The sequence below is a fragment of the Streptomyces vulcanius genome (assembly GCF_042653945.1).
GTDB lineage: Bacteria > Actinomycetota > Actinomycetes > Streptomycetales > Streptomycetaceae > Streptomyces > Streptomyces mangrovi.
This window is the reverse complement of the sequence record NZ_JBHSFK010000015.1, coordinates 1-12,951: the sequence shown is the minus strand read 5'-3', so window position 1 is coordinate 12,951 and position 12,951 is coordinate 1. Positions and strand designations below refer to the sequence as shown.

Genomic DNA, 12,951 nt, shown 5'->3' with positions numbered 1-12,951 from the left:
GTTCACCCGTTAACAAACATGAGAGCGAGACGGCGAGCCGCATGTCCTCCTCCCCCGCCTCCCCTGCCGACGTCCGCGCCCGGTGGGCCGAGCACCATCCCGGGCTCGACACCTCCCCCATGGAAGTCGTCGCCCTGCTCAAGCGCGCCACGGGTCTGCTCAACCGTGCCGTCGAGCCCCTCTACGCGGGTGCGCCGCTCACGGCACCGGAAGTCGACATGCTCATCCCCCTTCGCCATGCCACCGACCCGGTCATCGCCCGCCGGCTCGCCGAGCGTCTCGGTCTGTCCCGTGCCGGGGTGAGCAAGACGCTGGCCAAACTGGAGAAGCGCGGCTTCATCGCCCGCACCCCCAACCCCGCCGACCGCCGCGCCGCCCTCGTCACGATCACCGAGGCCGGCGCCGAGGCCGTCGACGCTCTCTTCCCCCGCCAACTCGCCGCCGAGGTGGACTTGTTGGCGGGACTCGGAGACGACCGCGAGTGGGTGCTCAAGGCACTGGGACGGCTGGTGGAGGTCATGGAGTCCCGCGCGGGCCACGACTGACTGGCTGCGCTTCGACGCGGAGCCCTCGGAGGACAGCGAGGTCGATCGGTCACGCGGTGGCACGCGGGGCCCGCTTCCTCCATGGGGTGGGCACGGTCACTTCCAGTGGACGGAAGTCGATATCGCAGTCGAGCGGATCGGGGAGGGCCGACAGGGCCGGCAGCCAGTGGCTCGTCACCCGTCCTTGTCGCTGAACGCCTCGATGCGGCAGCGCTTTTCGAGGTCCGGCAGGTTGGGCACGTTGATCTCGCCGGAGGGCCAGGTGTAGCCCTCGCCGTCGGGCATCGGCTCCACCTTGACTCCGGCCTCGTGCATGCAGGCGATCTCGGCCCGGAAGTCGTCCATGTAGTGCGGGTTCTTCGCACGGTCCAGCTCGGGCGGACCGACGGGCAGCTTGCCGATGCACGCTTTGGCGGCTGCGGGATATGCGCGGTGGGTCTGGTCGGGGACGTTCTTGCCGTCCTTGACGATGTCCTGCATTGGTACCCCGTGCTCATGAATGCAGGCCGACCAGATGTTGAACAAGCGGTTCTCCTCCTCTTCGCTTGTATCCAGGCGCAGTTGAGGGCGTCCGGCCTCGGGGTCCTTGGACTGCTTCCCTTGCGCCTTGTCGGACGAAGCGGTGCCGGTACCCGTCTCGGTGATGGATGCCACCCCCGTGCCGGAGTCGGCGTCTCCGCCGCACGCGGTGAGGGTGGCGAGCGCGAGGATCGCCGTGGCCGATACGAGGGCTGGCACCCGCCGAATCCGGAGCCGAGGCTGGACGTCGGGCTGGAAGCGGTGATGCTGGTTCATGTCTCCTGCTTTCTCTGCGAAGGTAAGGGCCCGGGTTGGAGTGAGCTGGGGATCCTGTGGTGCGGGCTTCATGCCGAGGCAAGTGCCTCGGTCGGGGACAGGCGTGCGGCGCGCAGGGAGGGGTACAGTCCGGCGATCGCTCCCACCAGGACGGTCCCGGCGACGCCGCCGGCCACCGCGGTCGGGGGGATGACCGGGGGCCAGTCCTGGTAGGCGGTGTAGGCAAGGGTGGCCAGGACGCCGAGCAGGGTGCCGGCCAGGCCGCCGAGGGTGGACAGGGCGATGGATTCGGTGAGGAACTGCAGCCGGATGTGGCCGCGAGTGGCGCCGAGGGCCCGGCGCAGACCGATCTCGCGTCGTCGTTCGAGCACCGAGACGACCATGGTGTTGGCCACTCCGACCCCGCCGACCACCAGCGCCACCCCTGCCAGTCCGAGGAAGAGGGCCGAGAAGGTGGTCTGGGTGTCGCGTTTCGCGGCGAGGGCGTCCGAGGGGCGGCTGATCATGATCACGCCCGGCAGACCGGGATTGACCGTGTCGGACAGGACGTCCCGTACCGCTTCGATCCGGGGCTCCTCGGCCTTCACGTAGATGACCGTGGGATGGCCGTCGAAGTCCAGTTCGGTGCGGGCGGGTTGCCAGGGGACGAGGACGGAACGGTCGATGTCGGGGGACAGCGGGGTCTGCTCCAGGACGCCGATGACGGTGAACCACCGGTCGTCGATATAGATCTGCGGGGCGGGGCCGCCGGGCGAAACGCTGGGCAGGCCGAGCCGTGCGGCCGCCACCGAGCCGAGCACCGCGGTGGGGAACGCGTCGGACGTCCGGTCGAGGAAGTGCCCCGACTGCACACGCGCGTTGATCAGGGACAGCAGGTTGTCCTTCGCCGCCAGGACGGTCAGGCCCGCGTAGGTGTCCGGGTCCACCTTGTCCGAGCGGTTGACCACGGCATGGGTGTTGGCCACCGCGCTGACCGCGGTGACGGGGCCGATGCGGGCGACCATGTCCACCGACTCCTCGGACAGCAGCACCGGCGGTTTCAGGTCGGGTTGGGCCTGTGCCGTGAGCATGTTGGTGCCGAGCGCGGAAAGCCGCTCCATCAGCGCCTTCTGGCTGGATGCGGGGATGGCGGTCACAACGATCATCGTCGCGATGCCCAGCGAGATGCCGAGGGCGGACAGGGCGGCCCGTACCTTGCGGGTACGGATGCCCAGCATCCCCAGAGCGAGGACGTCCCGAAGAGGAAGGCGGACCGGTCGGATCCGCGGGGCCACAGCGGAGGCTGTAGTGGGCCCGGTGGCAGGGGCGGTTGGGTTACGGGGGCTCACGACTGGGCGTCCAGGGGTTCGAGGTCAGTGCCGGCAGGTCCGAGGCCGGTGTCGGCCACGAGGCGTCCGTCGAGGATCTCCAGCCGTCGGGGCAGCAGGCCGGCGATGGTCCGGTCGTGGGTGATCACCGCGATGGTCGTGCCCTGGCGGTTGAGATCCGACAGCAGCTTCAGCACCGCTTGTCCGTTGGCGGTGTCGAGGGCACCGGTGGGCTCGTCGGCCAGGACGAGCGCGGGCCGGTTGACCAGCGCACGGGCGACGGCGACCCGTTGCCGCTCGCCGCCGGACAACTGGTGCGACAGGTGGTGTTCCCGGTGCATCAGCCCGACCTGGGCGAGCGCCTCACGCGCCATCGGCCGACGACGCCGGCGCGGCACCCCGCTGTAGAGCAGGCCCGTGCTGACGTTCTCGGTCGCGCTCAGTCCGTCGGTGAGGTGGAAGTGCTGGAAGACGAAGCCGAGGTGGCGGCTGCGGAGGGTGGAGATCTGACGGTCGGTGAGGGTTGCCACGTCCTGACCGGCCAGTTCGACGGTGCCGCTGGTGGCACGGTCGAGGGTGCCCATGATGTTCAGCAGCGTGGATTTTCCCGAGCCCGAGGGGCCGAGTACGGCCACGAACTCGCCTTCGTGGATCGTCAGTGACACATCGTCGAGTGCCTGCACGCCGCCATAGGCACGGCTGACCTTGCGTACCACCAGAACCGGGGACGGGGGTCTCATGACGTGGTCACCACCCTTGTGCCGGCCGTGACCGACCCGCTGATCTCGACCAGGCCCTTGGCGAACAGCCCGGTGGTGACCTTGATCAGCTTCCCGTTCCGGAGCTGTACCGCGTAGCCGCCCTCACTCAGCGCCAGCAACGCACCGACCGGCACGACCAGGACGTCCTTGTTGGTCCGCCCCGGGAACCGCACCTGTACGGGCGCCGAGTCGATGCCCCGGACCGCTGTGCGTGCCTTGTCTTCGTCCAGGACGACGGTGATGGTGCGGGTGAGGTCCGAGCCCGCGTCCCCGCCGTCCTCGGAACCGGAGCGGATCATGGTGCCGACCACACTGATCCTGCCGGGCACCGTCGAACCGTCGGGCAGGGTGACTTCGACGGCGTTGCCCTTCCTGAAGGCCGAGGAGTCACCTTCGGAGGTCTGTACGGTGACGCGCTTGCCGGTGACGGTGACGGACAGCAGTTCGCCCGAAGCGGCGTCGCCCTTCTGCACCTTGAGCTGGGCGACCCGGACCGCGCCCGTGGTCACGACGACATCGCCGGACTCCAGCACCGAGGTCTCCGGCACTCGCGTGTCCCGCTGCCACCGTCCGATCGCCGCCATCAGCCCCTGGGTCAGCACCGAGTCGCCCGGCTGGACCCGCTGGGGGACGGACGACGCAGCGGGAGAAGGGTTGCCGGAGACGGCGGGCGACGGGCTGCCGGAAGCGGCCTCACCCCCCTCCGACTTCTCAACCCCCTCCGACTCCTCAGGGCCCCCCGACTCCTGAGCGGCGTCGGCCCGCGACGGGGTGACAAGCGTGCCCGCCTGGGGTTGGGCACCGATGTCGTACCCCAGAGCCCTGAGATTGTCGGCCACCACCCGCACGTCCGGGCCGACCATGCCCACCGTGTCCAGACGCCGGTACAGCGGGGTGGACCCGTAGAACACCACGGCCGGCCGGTTGTCGACCCGGTAGAGCTGGTGGCCGCGGGCGATGGTGGCCCCGACCGCCGGCAGCCAGGTCACCGTCCCGGTCGAGGGGCCGCCGATCGCGCGGGGGATGCCGTAGTCGAGCGTCCCGTCCATCGACACCGAGTCCGACAGATCGGTGCGCCGCACCACCACCGAGCTCACCGACGGAGTCGCGGCCTTCGAGGGCGACCTCGCGGCCTCGGTCCAGTGCGGGACGAGGACGACACCGCCCGCGGCCACCGCGATGACGACTCCCCCCGCGATGAGCGCCGTCCGGCGGGCCGAGCGCCGCCGAGCGGTGTCCGCGGTCGCGGAACCGAACTCCTCGCCGGGGTCGTCCGGCCGGCGGGAACCGTGTAGGGACAACCTGACCTCCGACGTGTGGCGCGACATGACTGACAGCCTGTCGACCGGATATGAAGGTCTGGTCAGGACCGTATGAGCGTCCCGTCCACAGCACTTACAGTCCCGGCTATGGGTGCGAACGTCCTGGTCGCGGAAGACGACGTCAAACAAGCCGAGATCATCGGCCACTACCTCGTGCGGGAGGGGCATGTGGCCCGGCTCGTTCACGACGGCCGCACAGCCCTGGAGGAGATCCGCCGCAGGCCCCCCGATCTGCTGGTGCTGGACGTCATGATGCCCGGCGTCGACGGCCTGGACATATGCCGGGTGCTGCGCGCCGAACCCGTCCACGCAGGCCTCCCGGTGCTCATGCTCACCGCGCGCACCACAGAAGAAGACCTGCTGCTCGCCTTCGCCCTGGGCGCGGACGAATACGTCACCAAGCCGTACAGCCCGCGCGAGCTGATGGCCCGCATCCGCAACCTGCTCAGACGAGTGGAGCGACTGTCGGAGGCGCAGCAGTCGTCGCAAGCGCCGACGGGCGCGGCGGGCGATGCCTCCGATGTGCTCACGGCAGGAGCAGTCACGGTCGACCGCAGACGCCACACGGTCACCGTCGACGGCCGGCCGGTGTTGATCACGGCCGGCGAGTTCGACCTTCTCGCCGCCATGGCCGCCGAACCGGGACGGGTCTTCACACGGCGTCAACTACTCGCCGTCAGCCGGGGCACCAACGCCTACATCACCGAGCGAACCGTCGACGTACACGTCCTGAACCTGCGCAAGAAGATCGAGGCCGACCCGAGCTCCCCGGTCCACCTGCTGACGGTCTACAAGGTGGGCTACAAGCTCAACGACCGTACTCCGGCAGCCACATCCCTGCCCTCGGACAGCTGGTGAACGCCGTCGGCGCGACCGGGAACAGGCTGCCGGTCCACCGCAGTCTGCTGTTCAGGATGCTCGCCTCCGCACTGCTCATCGTGGTCTGCGCGATCACGGCCACCGCCTGGCTGGCGGTACGCACGACCACCGACGCCGTACGGGACCAGCAGGGGCAGGTACTCGCCGACGACACCATGATCTACCGCACCCTCGTGTCGTACGCCGCTTCACATCACGACTGGCGAGGTGCCGCCCCCGTGGTGCGCGACCTCGCCCGCAGCACCGGCCGGCACATCACCGTCACCCCGCAGGACACCCGGCGACCGGTGGTGAGCGGGCCGGTCCGCCCCTCCCGTACGCCCGCCAGGGCGTTCGCCACCATCGACCCGCTGCACACCGATCCGTTCCTGTCACCGCAGACGGGCGGCAGCGGCATCGACCGTGCCGCGCTGGGTCCCTACGCACTGCGGACAGCCGACCGGCAGCGTCTCGACCGCGCGGCGAACTCCGTCGCGAAATGCCTCACCGGCGCGAGCGTGCCCTTCCAGCGATCGGCGTCCCCCTCGGGCCGTCCGGTCATCGCGCTGCTGTACGACGTCTCGCTCCGGGAGCAGATGCAGGGCACGGATCAGCAGCAGTACCGCGCCAAGCGCGCCGACGAATGCGGACTGCTCGAACTGGACACCCCGACCGCCGGCGAAGACGACGCACTCGCCGCTCTCAACGAGGTCGTCAACGCGTGCCTGCGTCGCCAGAAGCTGCCCACGCTGACCCTCGGGCTGGGCTTCATGTCCGGCGCCACGGCGCAGGGCACTGTCCCGCGCTCCTCGCAGAACTGCGTCGACACCGGCCGCCGCGAACAGCTCGCGCCCTATGTCGCCCCCTCGGCGCTGCTCTACGTCAGCGACACCTCCGGCTCGCCGGCCGCGCCCTTCGACCTCTCGCCGGCCAACGCCCTGCGGACACTCGTCGTCACCGCGGTGGTCCTGCTGCTCGCCGCGTTCGTCACCGTCGTGACCGGCATCCACCTCGTCCGCCCGCTGCGAGCCCTGACCAGGGCGGCCCAGGACCGCGACGAACAGCTGCCCCCGGTGCCGGTCGCCCGGGACGACGAGATCGGCCGGCTCACGGCGGCGTTCAACGAACTCTCCGAGCACCGGGCGCGCACCGAACGGCAACGCAAGGTCATGGTCAGCGACATCGCCCACGAGCTGCGTACTCCGCTGAGCACCATCCGCAGCGCCCTGGAAGCGACCCAGGACGGCGTCATCGAGGCGGACCAGCACCTGACGGACTCCCTCCTGGAAGAGGTCCTGTTACTTCAGCACATCATCGACGACCTGCAGGACCTCGCCGCCGCCGACGCGGGCACCCTGCGGCTGTACGAGGAACAGGTCCTGGCCGAGGCCGTTCTGCGGCATGTGGCAGCCGCCCACCGGGTCGCGGCGGAGAAGGCGGGGGTCACGCTGCTGGTCGACAGCGTGGGCCGACTGGACCTGTGGGCCGATCCGCTGCGGCTGCGTCAGATCGTCGGCAACCTCGTCTCCAACGCCGTCCGCCACACGCCGCCCGGCGGCCGGGTCACCCTCCACGCGCGCGGGGACGCTGCCGCGGCCGTCATCGAGGTGACCGACACGGGCACCGGTATCGCGGCGGAGAACCTGCCTTTCGTCTTCGAGCGGTTCTGGCGCGCGGAGAAGTCCCGCAGCCGCAAGACCGGCGGCAGCGGTCTGGGCCTGTCCATCGCCCGGAAACTCACCGAAGCGCACGGCGGCATGCTGTCGGCCGCCAGCGCGCCCGGACGCGGCGCCACCTTCACCATCATGCTTCCCCAGAGCGAAGGGAAGAAGGGCAGGACTGCGAACGATCACGAGGGTTGCTAGGGCGACGGTGCCGGCCGCCGCATCGTGGTCGGCCCGGCACCGCTACGAGCCGTTCTCGATCTCGGCGGCGAGATCGTCATCACTGTTGGCCTTCCCAACCGACATACTGCCGCTCGTCCAGGCAGACCGGGCAATCAGCGCGAGGGGCTCCGTACTGCACACCACAGGTACAGCAGATCGAAGCCGGTAGGTGTCTTGAACCGCAGGGACTCGGCGGCGTCGACGAGGGGGTCAGGTGGTGGCCAGCAGCAGGTCCTCTCCGCTGGACGGACGGAGGCCGTCGGTGCGATCGGCGAAGTAGCGCTCGGCGAGCAGAGCTCCCGACACACGGTGGGCGTCCCTGAAGCCGGCTTCGCGGGCGAGTGCCAGCATCTCCTGCGGGGTGTAGAAGCTGATGAACGGCGTGCCAGATGCCCGCGCGCCTTCCTCACTCGCCTGGAGGCCGGGGCGGTCGGCGTCGTCGAGAAGTTCGGTCGGCAGCAGGAACGTCATGGCGAGCGTCGAACCGGGGGCGAACCCGGCGATCTGGCGCAGGGTGGCGACGGTGGCGTCCTTGGTGAGGTACATGGTGACGCCGGTGGAGACGATGACCGCCGGTTGGCCGGGATCGAAGCCGGCGGCGGCCAGTTGCTCCCACCAGGGCGCCCTCGCCTCGAAGTCGACCGGCACCAGGTGGAGCCATTCCGGGATGCCGTAGCCGAGTTCGACCAGGCGGTGACGCTTCCAGGTTTGGGGACCGGGCTGGTCGACCTCGAAGATCCGCAGGCGGGAGGCGATCTGCGGCTTGCGCTGAGCGAAGGTGTCCAGGCCGGCTCCCAGGACGATGTACTGGGTGACACCGCGGTCGGCCTGCTCGGTGATCAGGTCCTCGATGAAACGAGCGCGGGCCACAATGGCCGCCCGAAACCCGCTGGTGGCGCGCGGGTCCATGTCCGGGCGGTCGCGCCAGTCATCGCCGGGGGCCGCCAGCCGCAGGCCGATCTCGTCCTCGACCACGTGCGGGGGCGGGTCGACCCGGACGTGCAGCGCCCGCCAGAGGGCGGTCCGCACCGCGGTGCTGTCCGGCGCCTCGATCTGCTCGTCTGCCATGGTGTTCCCCTTCGCCGTGGTCAGTTCCCGGCGGGAGCCTGGAGGCTCCACAGACGCCCGTCGGGGTCGCGGACAGTCATCTCCCTGGTCCCGTAATGGGTGTCCTCGAACGGCGTGACCACCTCGACGGCCGGATCGGGACGAAACGCGTCCGCGTCGGGCACCTTCAGCACGATCCGCGTCTGGGGCTCCTGGTCCTCGGGGACCTCGGCGATGAACACGTAGGGACCGTCGCCGTTGCGGAGCCGGCCGGAGTTGTGGTCCGTCGCGAAATCCAGCTGGTAGCCCAGCGTCTGGAAGAACTTCGCCGCCCTACCCCAGTTGTGAGTCGTCAGGAACACGGCCTCGATTCCTTCGGTCGCCATGTCAGATCTCCTCCTCGGTCGATTGCGGTGTGGACCCATGGGCGTCGTCGAGATAGGCGCGCAGCGCGTCAGCGACCAACGCCGACAACGACGTGCCCGACTCGATGGCGCGGTACTTGACCTGCTTGATCAGCCCGATCGGCAGGTACACGTTGAACTGCTTGACTTCTTCATCACCCACGGACTGATGCTAGCATCCTAGCAAGCTAGCGTGGGATGCAGTCGGGCGCCCCGCAGGCGGGAGATCGTGACGGTACGGGTGCTGAGCTGGTCGTCGTCGGCCCAGGCGGGCATCCAGAACTCGTCCTCCGTGCGGACACCGCTCGCGACCGGGTTGATACCGATCCTTTCGGCGCCCTCGTCCGGGCCGTCGGTCTGGTGCACGGCGCCGCGGCTGAGGTCGTTCCACGGCATGGACCCGGCCAGGTACGTCTTCTGACAGGAGCGGAAACCCCTCCAGGTCGTCCGGGGTGGCCATGCCGGTGGCGTTGGAGAAGTCCTCGTACTGCCGGATGCGCCGGGCGCGGTCCTCGGCCGGCTCGCCCTTCGGGGCGACGCAGTAGATGGTGACCTCGGTCCTGTCGACGGAGATCGGCCGGAAGTGCCGGATCTGCGAGCTGAACTGGTCCATCAGGTAGACGTTCGGGTACAGGCACAGATTCCTGGACACGCCGATCATCCAGCCGGCCTTCTCCGCGCCGAACTCCGCCGCCAGCTCGTCCCGCTTCCCGTGCAGCGGCCGGTTGGCGGGGTCGAGCCACTTGGTCCACAGCAGCAGGTGGCCGTGGTCGACGAGCCGCGCAGCACCTCCAGGCCCTCCGGCGACTGGTCGACGACATGTCGATCACGACCGCCGCGTCACCCAGGTGCTCCGCGAGCGGCTTGACGTCCGGGTTGAGGCTGCCGAAGAGGAAGCCTCGACAGCTCTCGAAGCGGGCGACCTTCTTCAGGTCGTGCGAGCCGTCGGTGTTGAACTGCTCGGGGTAGCCGGCCTCCTGGGGGTCCTTCACGTTCAGCAGCTTGCCGCTGTTGTTGAACGTCCAGCCGTGGAACGGACAGGTGAAGAAGCGGCCGGGCCGCCTGGTCGGTCAGGCCCCGTTGCCATTGCTTTTCAGCACCATGTGACAGTGCGGTGAAAAGTCGGCCCCAGACATTTCCCCAGGGTTGGCCCAGGGGGATTCATATCCCGGGCGTCTCAATAGGTTGCAATCAAGTATTTGTGCCGTATGGGGTCCGATCCCTACGCTGAGGCTCATTCGAGGGTCCCGAAACGAGAAAGGGGCAGCCCGATGGAGCTCAGGCATCTCCGTTATTTCGTCGCCGTCGCCGAGACGCGTCATTATCACGCCTACGAGGTCACGGAGACCTCGGCCGCCCTCGCCCTGGTCGCCGCGGGCCTCGGCATCGCCGTCGTGCCGGACTCCATCCGCTCCTGAAGGTACTGGAACAAAACGACGTCTTTCTTGACGGACTCGAAGGACCTCAAGGAGTGGTATGAAGATCGTCCAAGTCGAGGCAATTCCCTTTGCCATTCCTTATGCGAAACCCCTGAAATTCGCGAGCGGTGAGGTGCACACCGCCGACCACGTCCTGGTCCGGGTGCACACCGACGAGGGCCTGACCGGGACCGCCGAGGCGCCGCCCCGCCCCTACACCTACGGCGAGACCCAGGAGTCGATCGTCGCGGTCATCGACAAGCTCTTCGCGCCGCAGATCCAGGGACTGACCGCCCTGGAGCGGGAAGCGGTCCACGAGCGTCTCGACCGGACCGTCGGCAACCCGACCGCCAAGGCCGCCGTCGACATGGCCCTGTGGGACATCCTGGGCCAGGCCGCCGGAATGCCGGTGTCCGGACTGCTCGGCGGCTACACCGACCGTATGCAGGTGAGCCACATGGTCGGCTTCGCGCCCGCCGACGCCATGGTCGCCGAGGCGGAACGCGTCCGGGACACCTACGGCATCACCACGTTCAAGGTGAAGGTCGGGCGGCGGCCGTACACCGACGACGTCGTCGCCTGCCGGGCGCTGCGCGAGGCACTCGGCCCGGACGTCGAGCTCTACATCGACGGCAACCGCGGCTGGAGCGCCTCCGAGTCCGCGCGGGCCCTGCAGGAGATGGCCGGCCTCGGCCTGACCTTCGCCGAGGAACTCTGCCCCGCCGACGACGTACTGGCCCGCCGGTGGCTGGTCGCCCGGAGCCCGATCCCCTTCATCGCCGACGAGAGCGCCACCCGGCCCGCCGAGGTCACCCGGGAGCTCCTCGGCGGTTCGGCCACCGCGATCAGCATCAAGACCGCCCGCACCGGCTTCACCGCCTCCCAGCGCGTGCTGCACGAGTGCGAGGGCCTGGGCGTCGAGGTGGTGATGGGCAATCAGATCGACGGCCAGATCGGCACGTTGTGCTCGGTCGCCTTCGGTGCCGCCCACCGGTCCGCCTCGCAGCACGCAGGCGAGCTGTCGAACTTCCTCGACATGACCGACGACCTCCTCACCGAGCCTCTGACCATCGAGTCCGGCACCCTGCGCATCCGCGAGGGCGCGGGACTCGGCATCGACATCGACCCCGACAAGCTGGCCCGCTACCGCCAGGACCGCTGACACACCTGATTCCGAGGGACGGGAACACCATGACCGACACCATCACCGAGCAGGCCACCGCCGCCGCGTCCGGGGCCGCCGCCACCGAGCAGTTCCGCAACAAGCAGCGGACGGAGACCGCCGGCGTCGACACCCGGCGCGTCGACACGCTGGTCTCCGAACTCCTCGCCGCCGCCCACGACATCATCCGCCGGCACAAGGTGACGTACGCCGAGTACGACGTGCTGAAGTCCTGGCTGATCCAGGTCGGCGAGGACGGCGAGTGGCCGCTGTTCCTCGACGTGTGGCTGGAGAACGTCGTCGAGGAGGTCGCGGGCGAGAACCGCGAGGGCAGCAAGGGCACCATCGAGGGCCCGTACTACATCCCCGACGCCCCGATCCTGCCCGCCGAGGCGACGCTGCCGATGCGCGACGGTGAGGAGGGCACCCCGCTGCTCTTCCAGGGCCAGGTCACGAGCGTGGACGGCACACCGCTGTCCGGCGCCACGGTGGACATCTGGCACGCCGACAACGACGGCTACTACTCCCAGTTCGCACCCGGGCTGCCCGAGTGGAACCTGCGGGGCACGGTCATCGCCGACGACCAGGGCCACTTCAAGATCCACACCATTGAGCCCGCCCCGTACCAGATCCCCACCGACGGCTCCTGCGGCCGGCTCATCGCGGCTGCGGGGTGGCACGCCTGGCGCCCTGCCCACCTGCACCTGAAGGTGTCGGCGCCGGGGCATCAACTCATCACCACCCAGCTGTACTTCCAGGGCGGCAGCTATGTCGAGGACGACATCGCATCGGCCGTGAAGCCCGAACTGATCCTCGCCCCGACCCCCGTCGCGGACGGCGACGGCAGCGAGGTCACCCACGACTTCGTCCTCGACAAGGGGTGATGCGCGGTGCTGTTCGCGGTACGGATGGACGTCGATATTCCGCGCGACCTCGATCCCGAGGTCCGCGCGGACCTGGTGGCGCGCGAGAAGGCGTACTGTCACGAGCTGCAGAAGTCCGGTGAGTGGGCGCACATCTGGCGGTGCGTCGGGCAGTACGCCAACATCAGCGTCTTCGACGTCGCCGACAACGAGGCCCTGCACCGGATCCTGTGGAGCCTTCCCCTCTTCCCCTATATGAAGGTCGACGTGACACCGCTGGCTCGGCATCCGTCCGACCTGGCAGCCGGCGAGGTTGTGGCGTGACGGACAAGGTCGTCGCCACCGCCGTGGAGGCGGTGGCCGATGTGCCGGACGACGCGACGCTCGCCGTCGGCGGCTTCGGGCTGAGTGGTGTGCCGAACGTGCTGATCCAGGCCCTCTACGAGCGGGGGGTGAGCGGTCTGGGCGTGGTGTCCAACAACTGCGGGGCGATGGAGTCCGGGCTGGCGGTCCTGCTGGCCGCGGGGCGGATCGCGCGGGTGACCGGTTCCTACATCGGTGCGAACAAGGAGTTCGCCCGCCA

At 69.3% G+C, this 12,951-nt stretch carries 16 protein-coding genes; 8 read left to right on the top strand and 8 right to left on the bottom strand.

Annotation, left to right across the window (positions count from 1 at the left end; translation table 11 throughout):
* Window positions 1-41 precede the first annotated feature (41 nt).
* Window positions 42-545, top strand: a complete 504-nt coding sequence (locus tag ACFPIH_RS23175) for a MarR family winged helix-turn-helix transcriptional regulator (RefSeq protein WP_381175115.1) — start codon at window positions 42-44, stop codon at window positions 543-545.
* Window positions 546-719: 174 nt separating this feature from the next.
* On the opposite strand, the gene ACFPIH_RS23170 is transcribed toward ACFPIH_RS23175, so the two are convergent.
* From ACFPIH_RS23170 to ACFPIH_RS23155, 4 genes are all read right to left on the bottom strand, one after another.
* The gene (locus ACFPIH_RS23170) at window positions 720-1,340 is read right to left on the bottom strand and encodes a hypothetical protein (RefSeq protein ID WP_381175117.1); all 621 of its coding nucleotides are present in this window, start codon (window positions 1,338-1,340) and stop codon (window positions 720-722) included.
* A 68-nt stretch (window positions 1,341-1,408) separates the two neighbouring features.
* Window positions 1,409-2,557: an ABC transporter permease gene (locus ACFPIH_RS23165; protein ID WP_381175120.1), complete on the bottom strand. Its 1,149-nt coding sequence runs from the start codon at window positions 2,555-2,557 to the stop codon at window positions 1,409-1,411.
* Window positions 2,558-2,664: 107 nt separating this feature from the next.
* The gene (locus tag ACFPIH_RS23160; RefSeq protein WP_381175122.1) at window positions 2,665-3,387 is read right to left on the bottom strand and encodes an ABC transporter ATP-binding protein; all 723 of its coding nucleotides are present in this window, start codon (window positions 3,385-3,387) and stop codon (window positions 2,665-2,667) included.
* Window positions 3,384-4,736 carry an efflux RND transporter periplasmic adaptor subunit gene (locus ACFPIH_RS23155; protein ID WP_381175124.1) on the bottom strand — a complete coding sequence of 451 codons (1,353 nt, stop codon included), beginning with the start codon at window positions 4,734-4,736 and terminating at the stop codon, window positions 3,384-3,386. The genes ACFPIH_RS23160 and ACFPIH_RS23155 overlap by 4 nt, the downstream gene beginning before the upstream one ends.
* Window positions 4,737-4,817: 81 nt before the next feature.
* Here ACFPIH_RS23155 and ACFPIH_RS23150 point away from each other — a divergent pair, with 81 nt between their 5' ends.
* Window positions 4,818-5,588, top strand: a complete 771-nt coding sequence (locus ACFPIH_RS23150; protein ID WP_381175126.1) for a response regulator transcription factor — start codon at window positions 4,818-4,820, stop codon at window positions 5,586-5,588.
* On the top strand, window positions 5,585-7,453 hold the full coding sequence (locus tag ACFPIH_RS23145) for a sensor histidine kinase (protein WP_381175128.1): 1,869 nt from the start codon (window positions 5,585-5,587) through the stop codon (window positions 7,451-7,453). The genes ACFPIH_RS23150 and ACFPIH_RS23145 overlap by 4 nt, the downstream gene beginning before the upstream one ends.
* Before the next feature lie 231 nt (window positions 7,454-7,684).
* On the opposite strand, the gene ACFPIH_RS23140 is transcribed toward ACFPIH_RS23145, so the two are convergent.
* From ACFPIH_RS23140 to ACFPIH_RS23125, 4 genes are read right to left on the bottom strand one after another with little or no spacing between them, the layout of a single operon-like run.
* Entirely contained in the window at window positions 7,685-8,542 is an 858-nt protein-coding gene (locus ACFPIH_RS23140) for a class I SAM-dependent methyltransferase (protein ID WP_381175130.1), read from the bottom strand.
* Between the two features lie 20 nt (window positions 8,543-8,562).
* Window positions 8,563-8,907, bottom strand: coding sequence for a VOC family protein (locus ACFPIH_RS23135; protein WP_381175132.1), 345 nt, complete (start codon window positions 8,905-8,907; stop codon window positions 8,563-8,565).
* Window position 8,908: 1 nt separating this feature from the next.
* Window positions 8,909-9,088, bottom strand: a complete 180-nt coding sequence (locus ACFPIH_RS23130; RefSeq protein ID WP_381175134.1) for a CopG family transcriptional regulator — start codon at window positions 9,086-9,088, stop codon at window positions 8,909-8,911.
* A 17-nt stretch (window positions 9,089-9,105) separates the two neighbouring features.
* Window positions 9,106-9,321 (bottom strand): hypothetical protein, encoded by a 216-nt coding sequence (locus tag ACFPIH_RS23125; RefSeq protein WP_381175136.1) that lies wholly within the window; start codon window positions 9,319-9,321, stop codon window positions 9,106-9,108.
* An 875-nt stretch (window positions 9,322-10,196) separates the two neighbouring features.
* Here ACFPIH_RS23125 and ACFPIH_RS23120 point away from each other — a divergent pair.
* The 5 genes from ACFPIH_RS23120 to ACFPIH_RS23100 form a co-directional block, all read left to right on the top strand.
* The gene (locus tag ACFPIH_RS23120) at window positions 10,197-10,343 is read left to right on the top strand and encodes a hypothetical protein (protein WP_381175138.1); all 147 of its coding nucleotides are present in this window, start codon (window positions 10,197-10,199) and stop codon (window positions 10,341-10,343) included.
* Window positions 10,344-10,401: 58 nt separating this feature from the next.
* The gene (locus ACFPIH_RS23115; RefSeq protein ID WP_381175140.1) at window positions 10,402-11,505 is read left to right on the top strand and encodes a mandelate racemase/muconate lactonizing enzyme family protein; all 1,104 of its coding nucleotides are present in this window, start codon (window positions 10,402-10,404) and stop codon (window positions 11,503-11,505) included.
* Between the two features lie 29 nt (window positions 11,506-11,534).
* Entirely contained in the window at window positions 11,535-12,389 is an 855-nt protein-coding gene (gene catA / locus ACFPIH_RS23110) for a catechol 1,2-dioxygenase (protein ID WP_381175142.1), read from the top strand.
* A gap of 9 nt (window positions 12,390-12,398) precedes the next feature.
* Complete coding sequence (gene catC, locus ACFPIH_RS23105; protein ID WP_465270379.1) at window positions 12,399-12,692, top strand: muconolactone Delta-isomerase; 294 nt, start codon at window positions 12,399-12,401, stop codon at window positions 12,690-12,692.
* Window positions 12,689-12,951 (top strand): CoA-transferase (locus ACFPIH_RS23100; protein WP_381175146.1); only part of this gene is annotated, 263 nt, incomplete at its 3' end. The genes catC and ACFPIH_RS23100, both read left to right, overlap by 4 nt.

What these genes read in the sequence shown, in the direction of transcription:
- ACFPIH_RS23175 (WP_381175115.1), top strand. Translation starts at nt 42, where the DNA reads ATGTCCTCCTCCCCCGCCTCCCCTGCCGACGTCCGCGCCCGGTGGGCC.
- ACFPIH_RS23170 (WP_381175117.1), bottom strand. Translation starts at nt 1,340, where the DNA reads ATGAACCAGCATCACCGCTTCCAGCCCGACGTCCAGCCTCGGCTCCGG.
- ACFPIH_RS23165 (WP_381175120.1), bottom strand. Translation starts at nt 2,557, where the DNA reads ATGCTGGGCATCCGTACCCGCAAGGTACGGGCCGCCCTGTCCGCCCTC.
- ACFPIH_RS23160 (WP_381175122.1), bottom strand. Translation starts at nt 3,387, where the DNA reads ATGAGACCCCCGTCCCCGGTTCTGGTGGTACGCAAGGTCAGCCGTGCC.
- ACFPIH_RS23155 (WP_381175124.1), bottom strand. Translation starts at nt 4,736, where the DNA reads ATGTCGCGCCACACGTCGGAGGTCAGGTTGTCCCTACACGGTTCCCGC.
- ACFPIH_RS23150 (WP_381175126.1), top strand. Translation starts at nt 4,818, where the DNA reads ATGGGTGCGAACGTCCTGGTCGCGGAAGACGACGTCAAACAAGCCGAG.
- ACFPIH_RS23140 (WP_381175130.1), bottom strand. Translation starts at nt 8,542, where the DNA reads ATGGCAGACGAGCAGATCGAGGCGCCGGACAGCACCGCGGTGCGGACC.
- ACFPIH_RS23135 (WP_381175132.1), bottom strand. Translation starts at nt 8,907, where the DNA reads ATGGCGACCGAAGGAATCGAGGCCGTGTTCCTGACGACTCACAACTGG.
- ACFPIH_RS23125 (WP_381175136.1), bottom strand. Translation starts at nt 9,321, where the DNA reads ATGCCGTGGAACGACCTCAGCCGCGGCGCCGTGCACCAGACCGACGGC.
- ACFPIH_RS23120 (WP_381175138.1), top strand. Translation starts at nt 10,197, where the DNA reads ATGGAGCTCAGGCATCTCCGTTATTTCGTCGCCGTCGCCGAGACGCGT.
- ACFPIH_RS23115 (WP_381175140.1), top strand. Translation starts at nt 10,402, where the DNA reads ATGAAGATCGTCCAAGTCGAGGCAATTCCCTTTGCCATTCCTTATGCG.
- catA (WP_381175142.1), top strand. Translation starts at nt 11,535, where the DNA reads ATGACCGACACCATCACCGAGCAGGCCACCGCCGCCGCGTCCGGGGCC.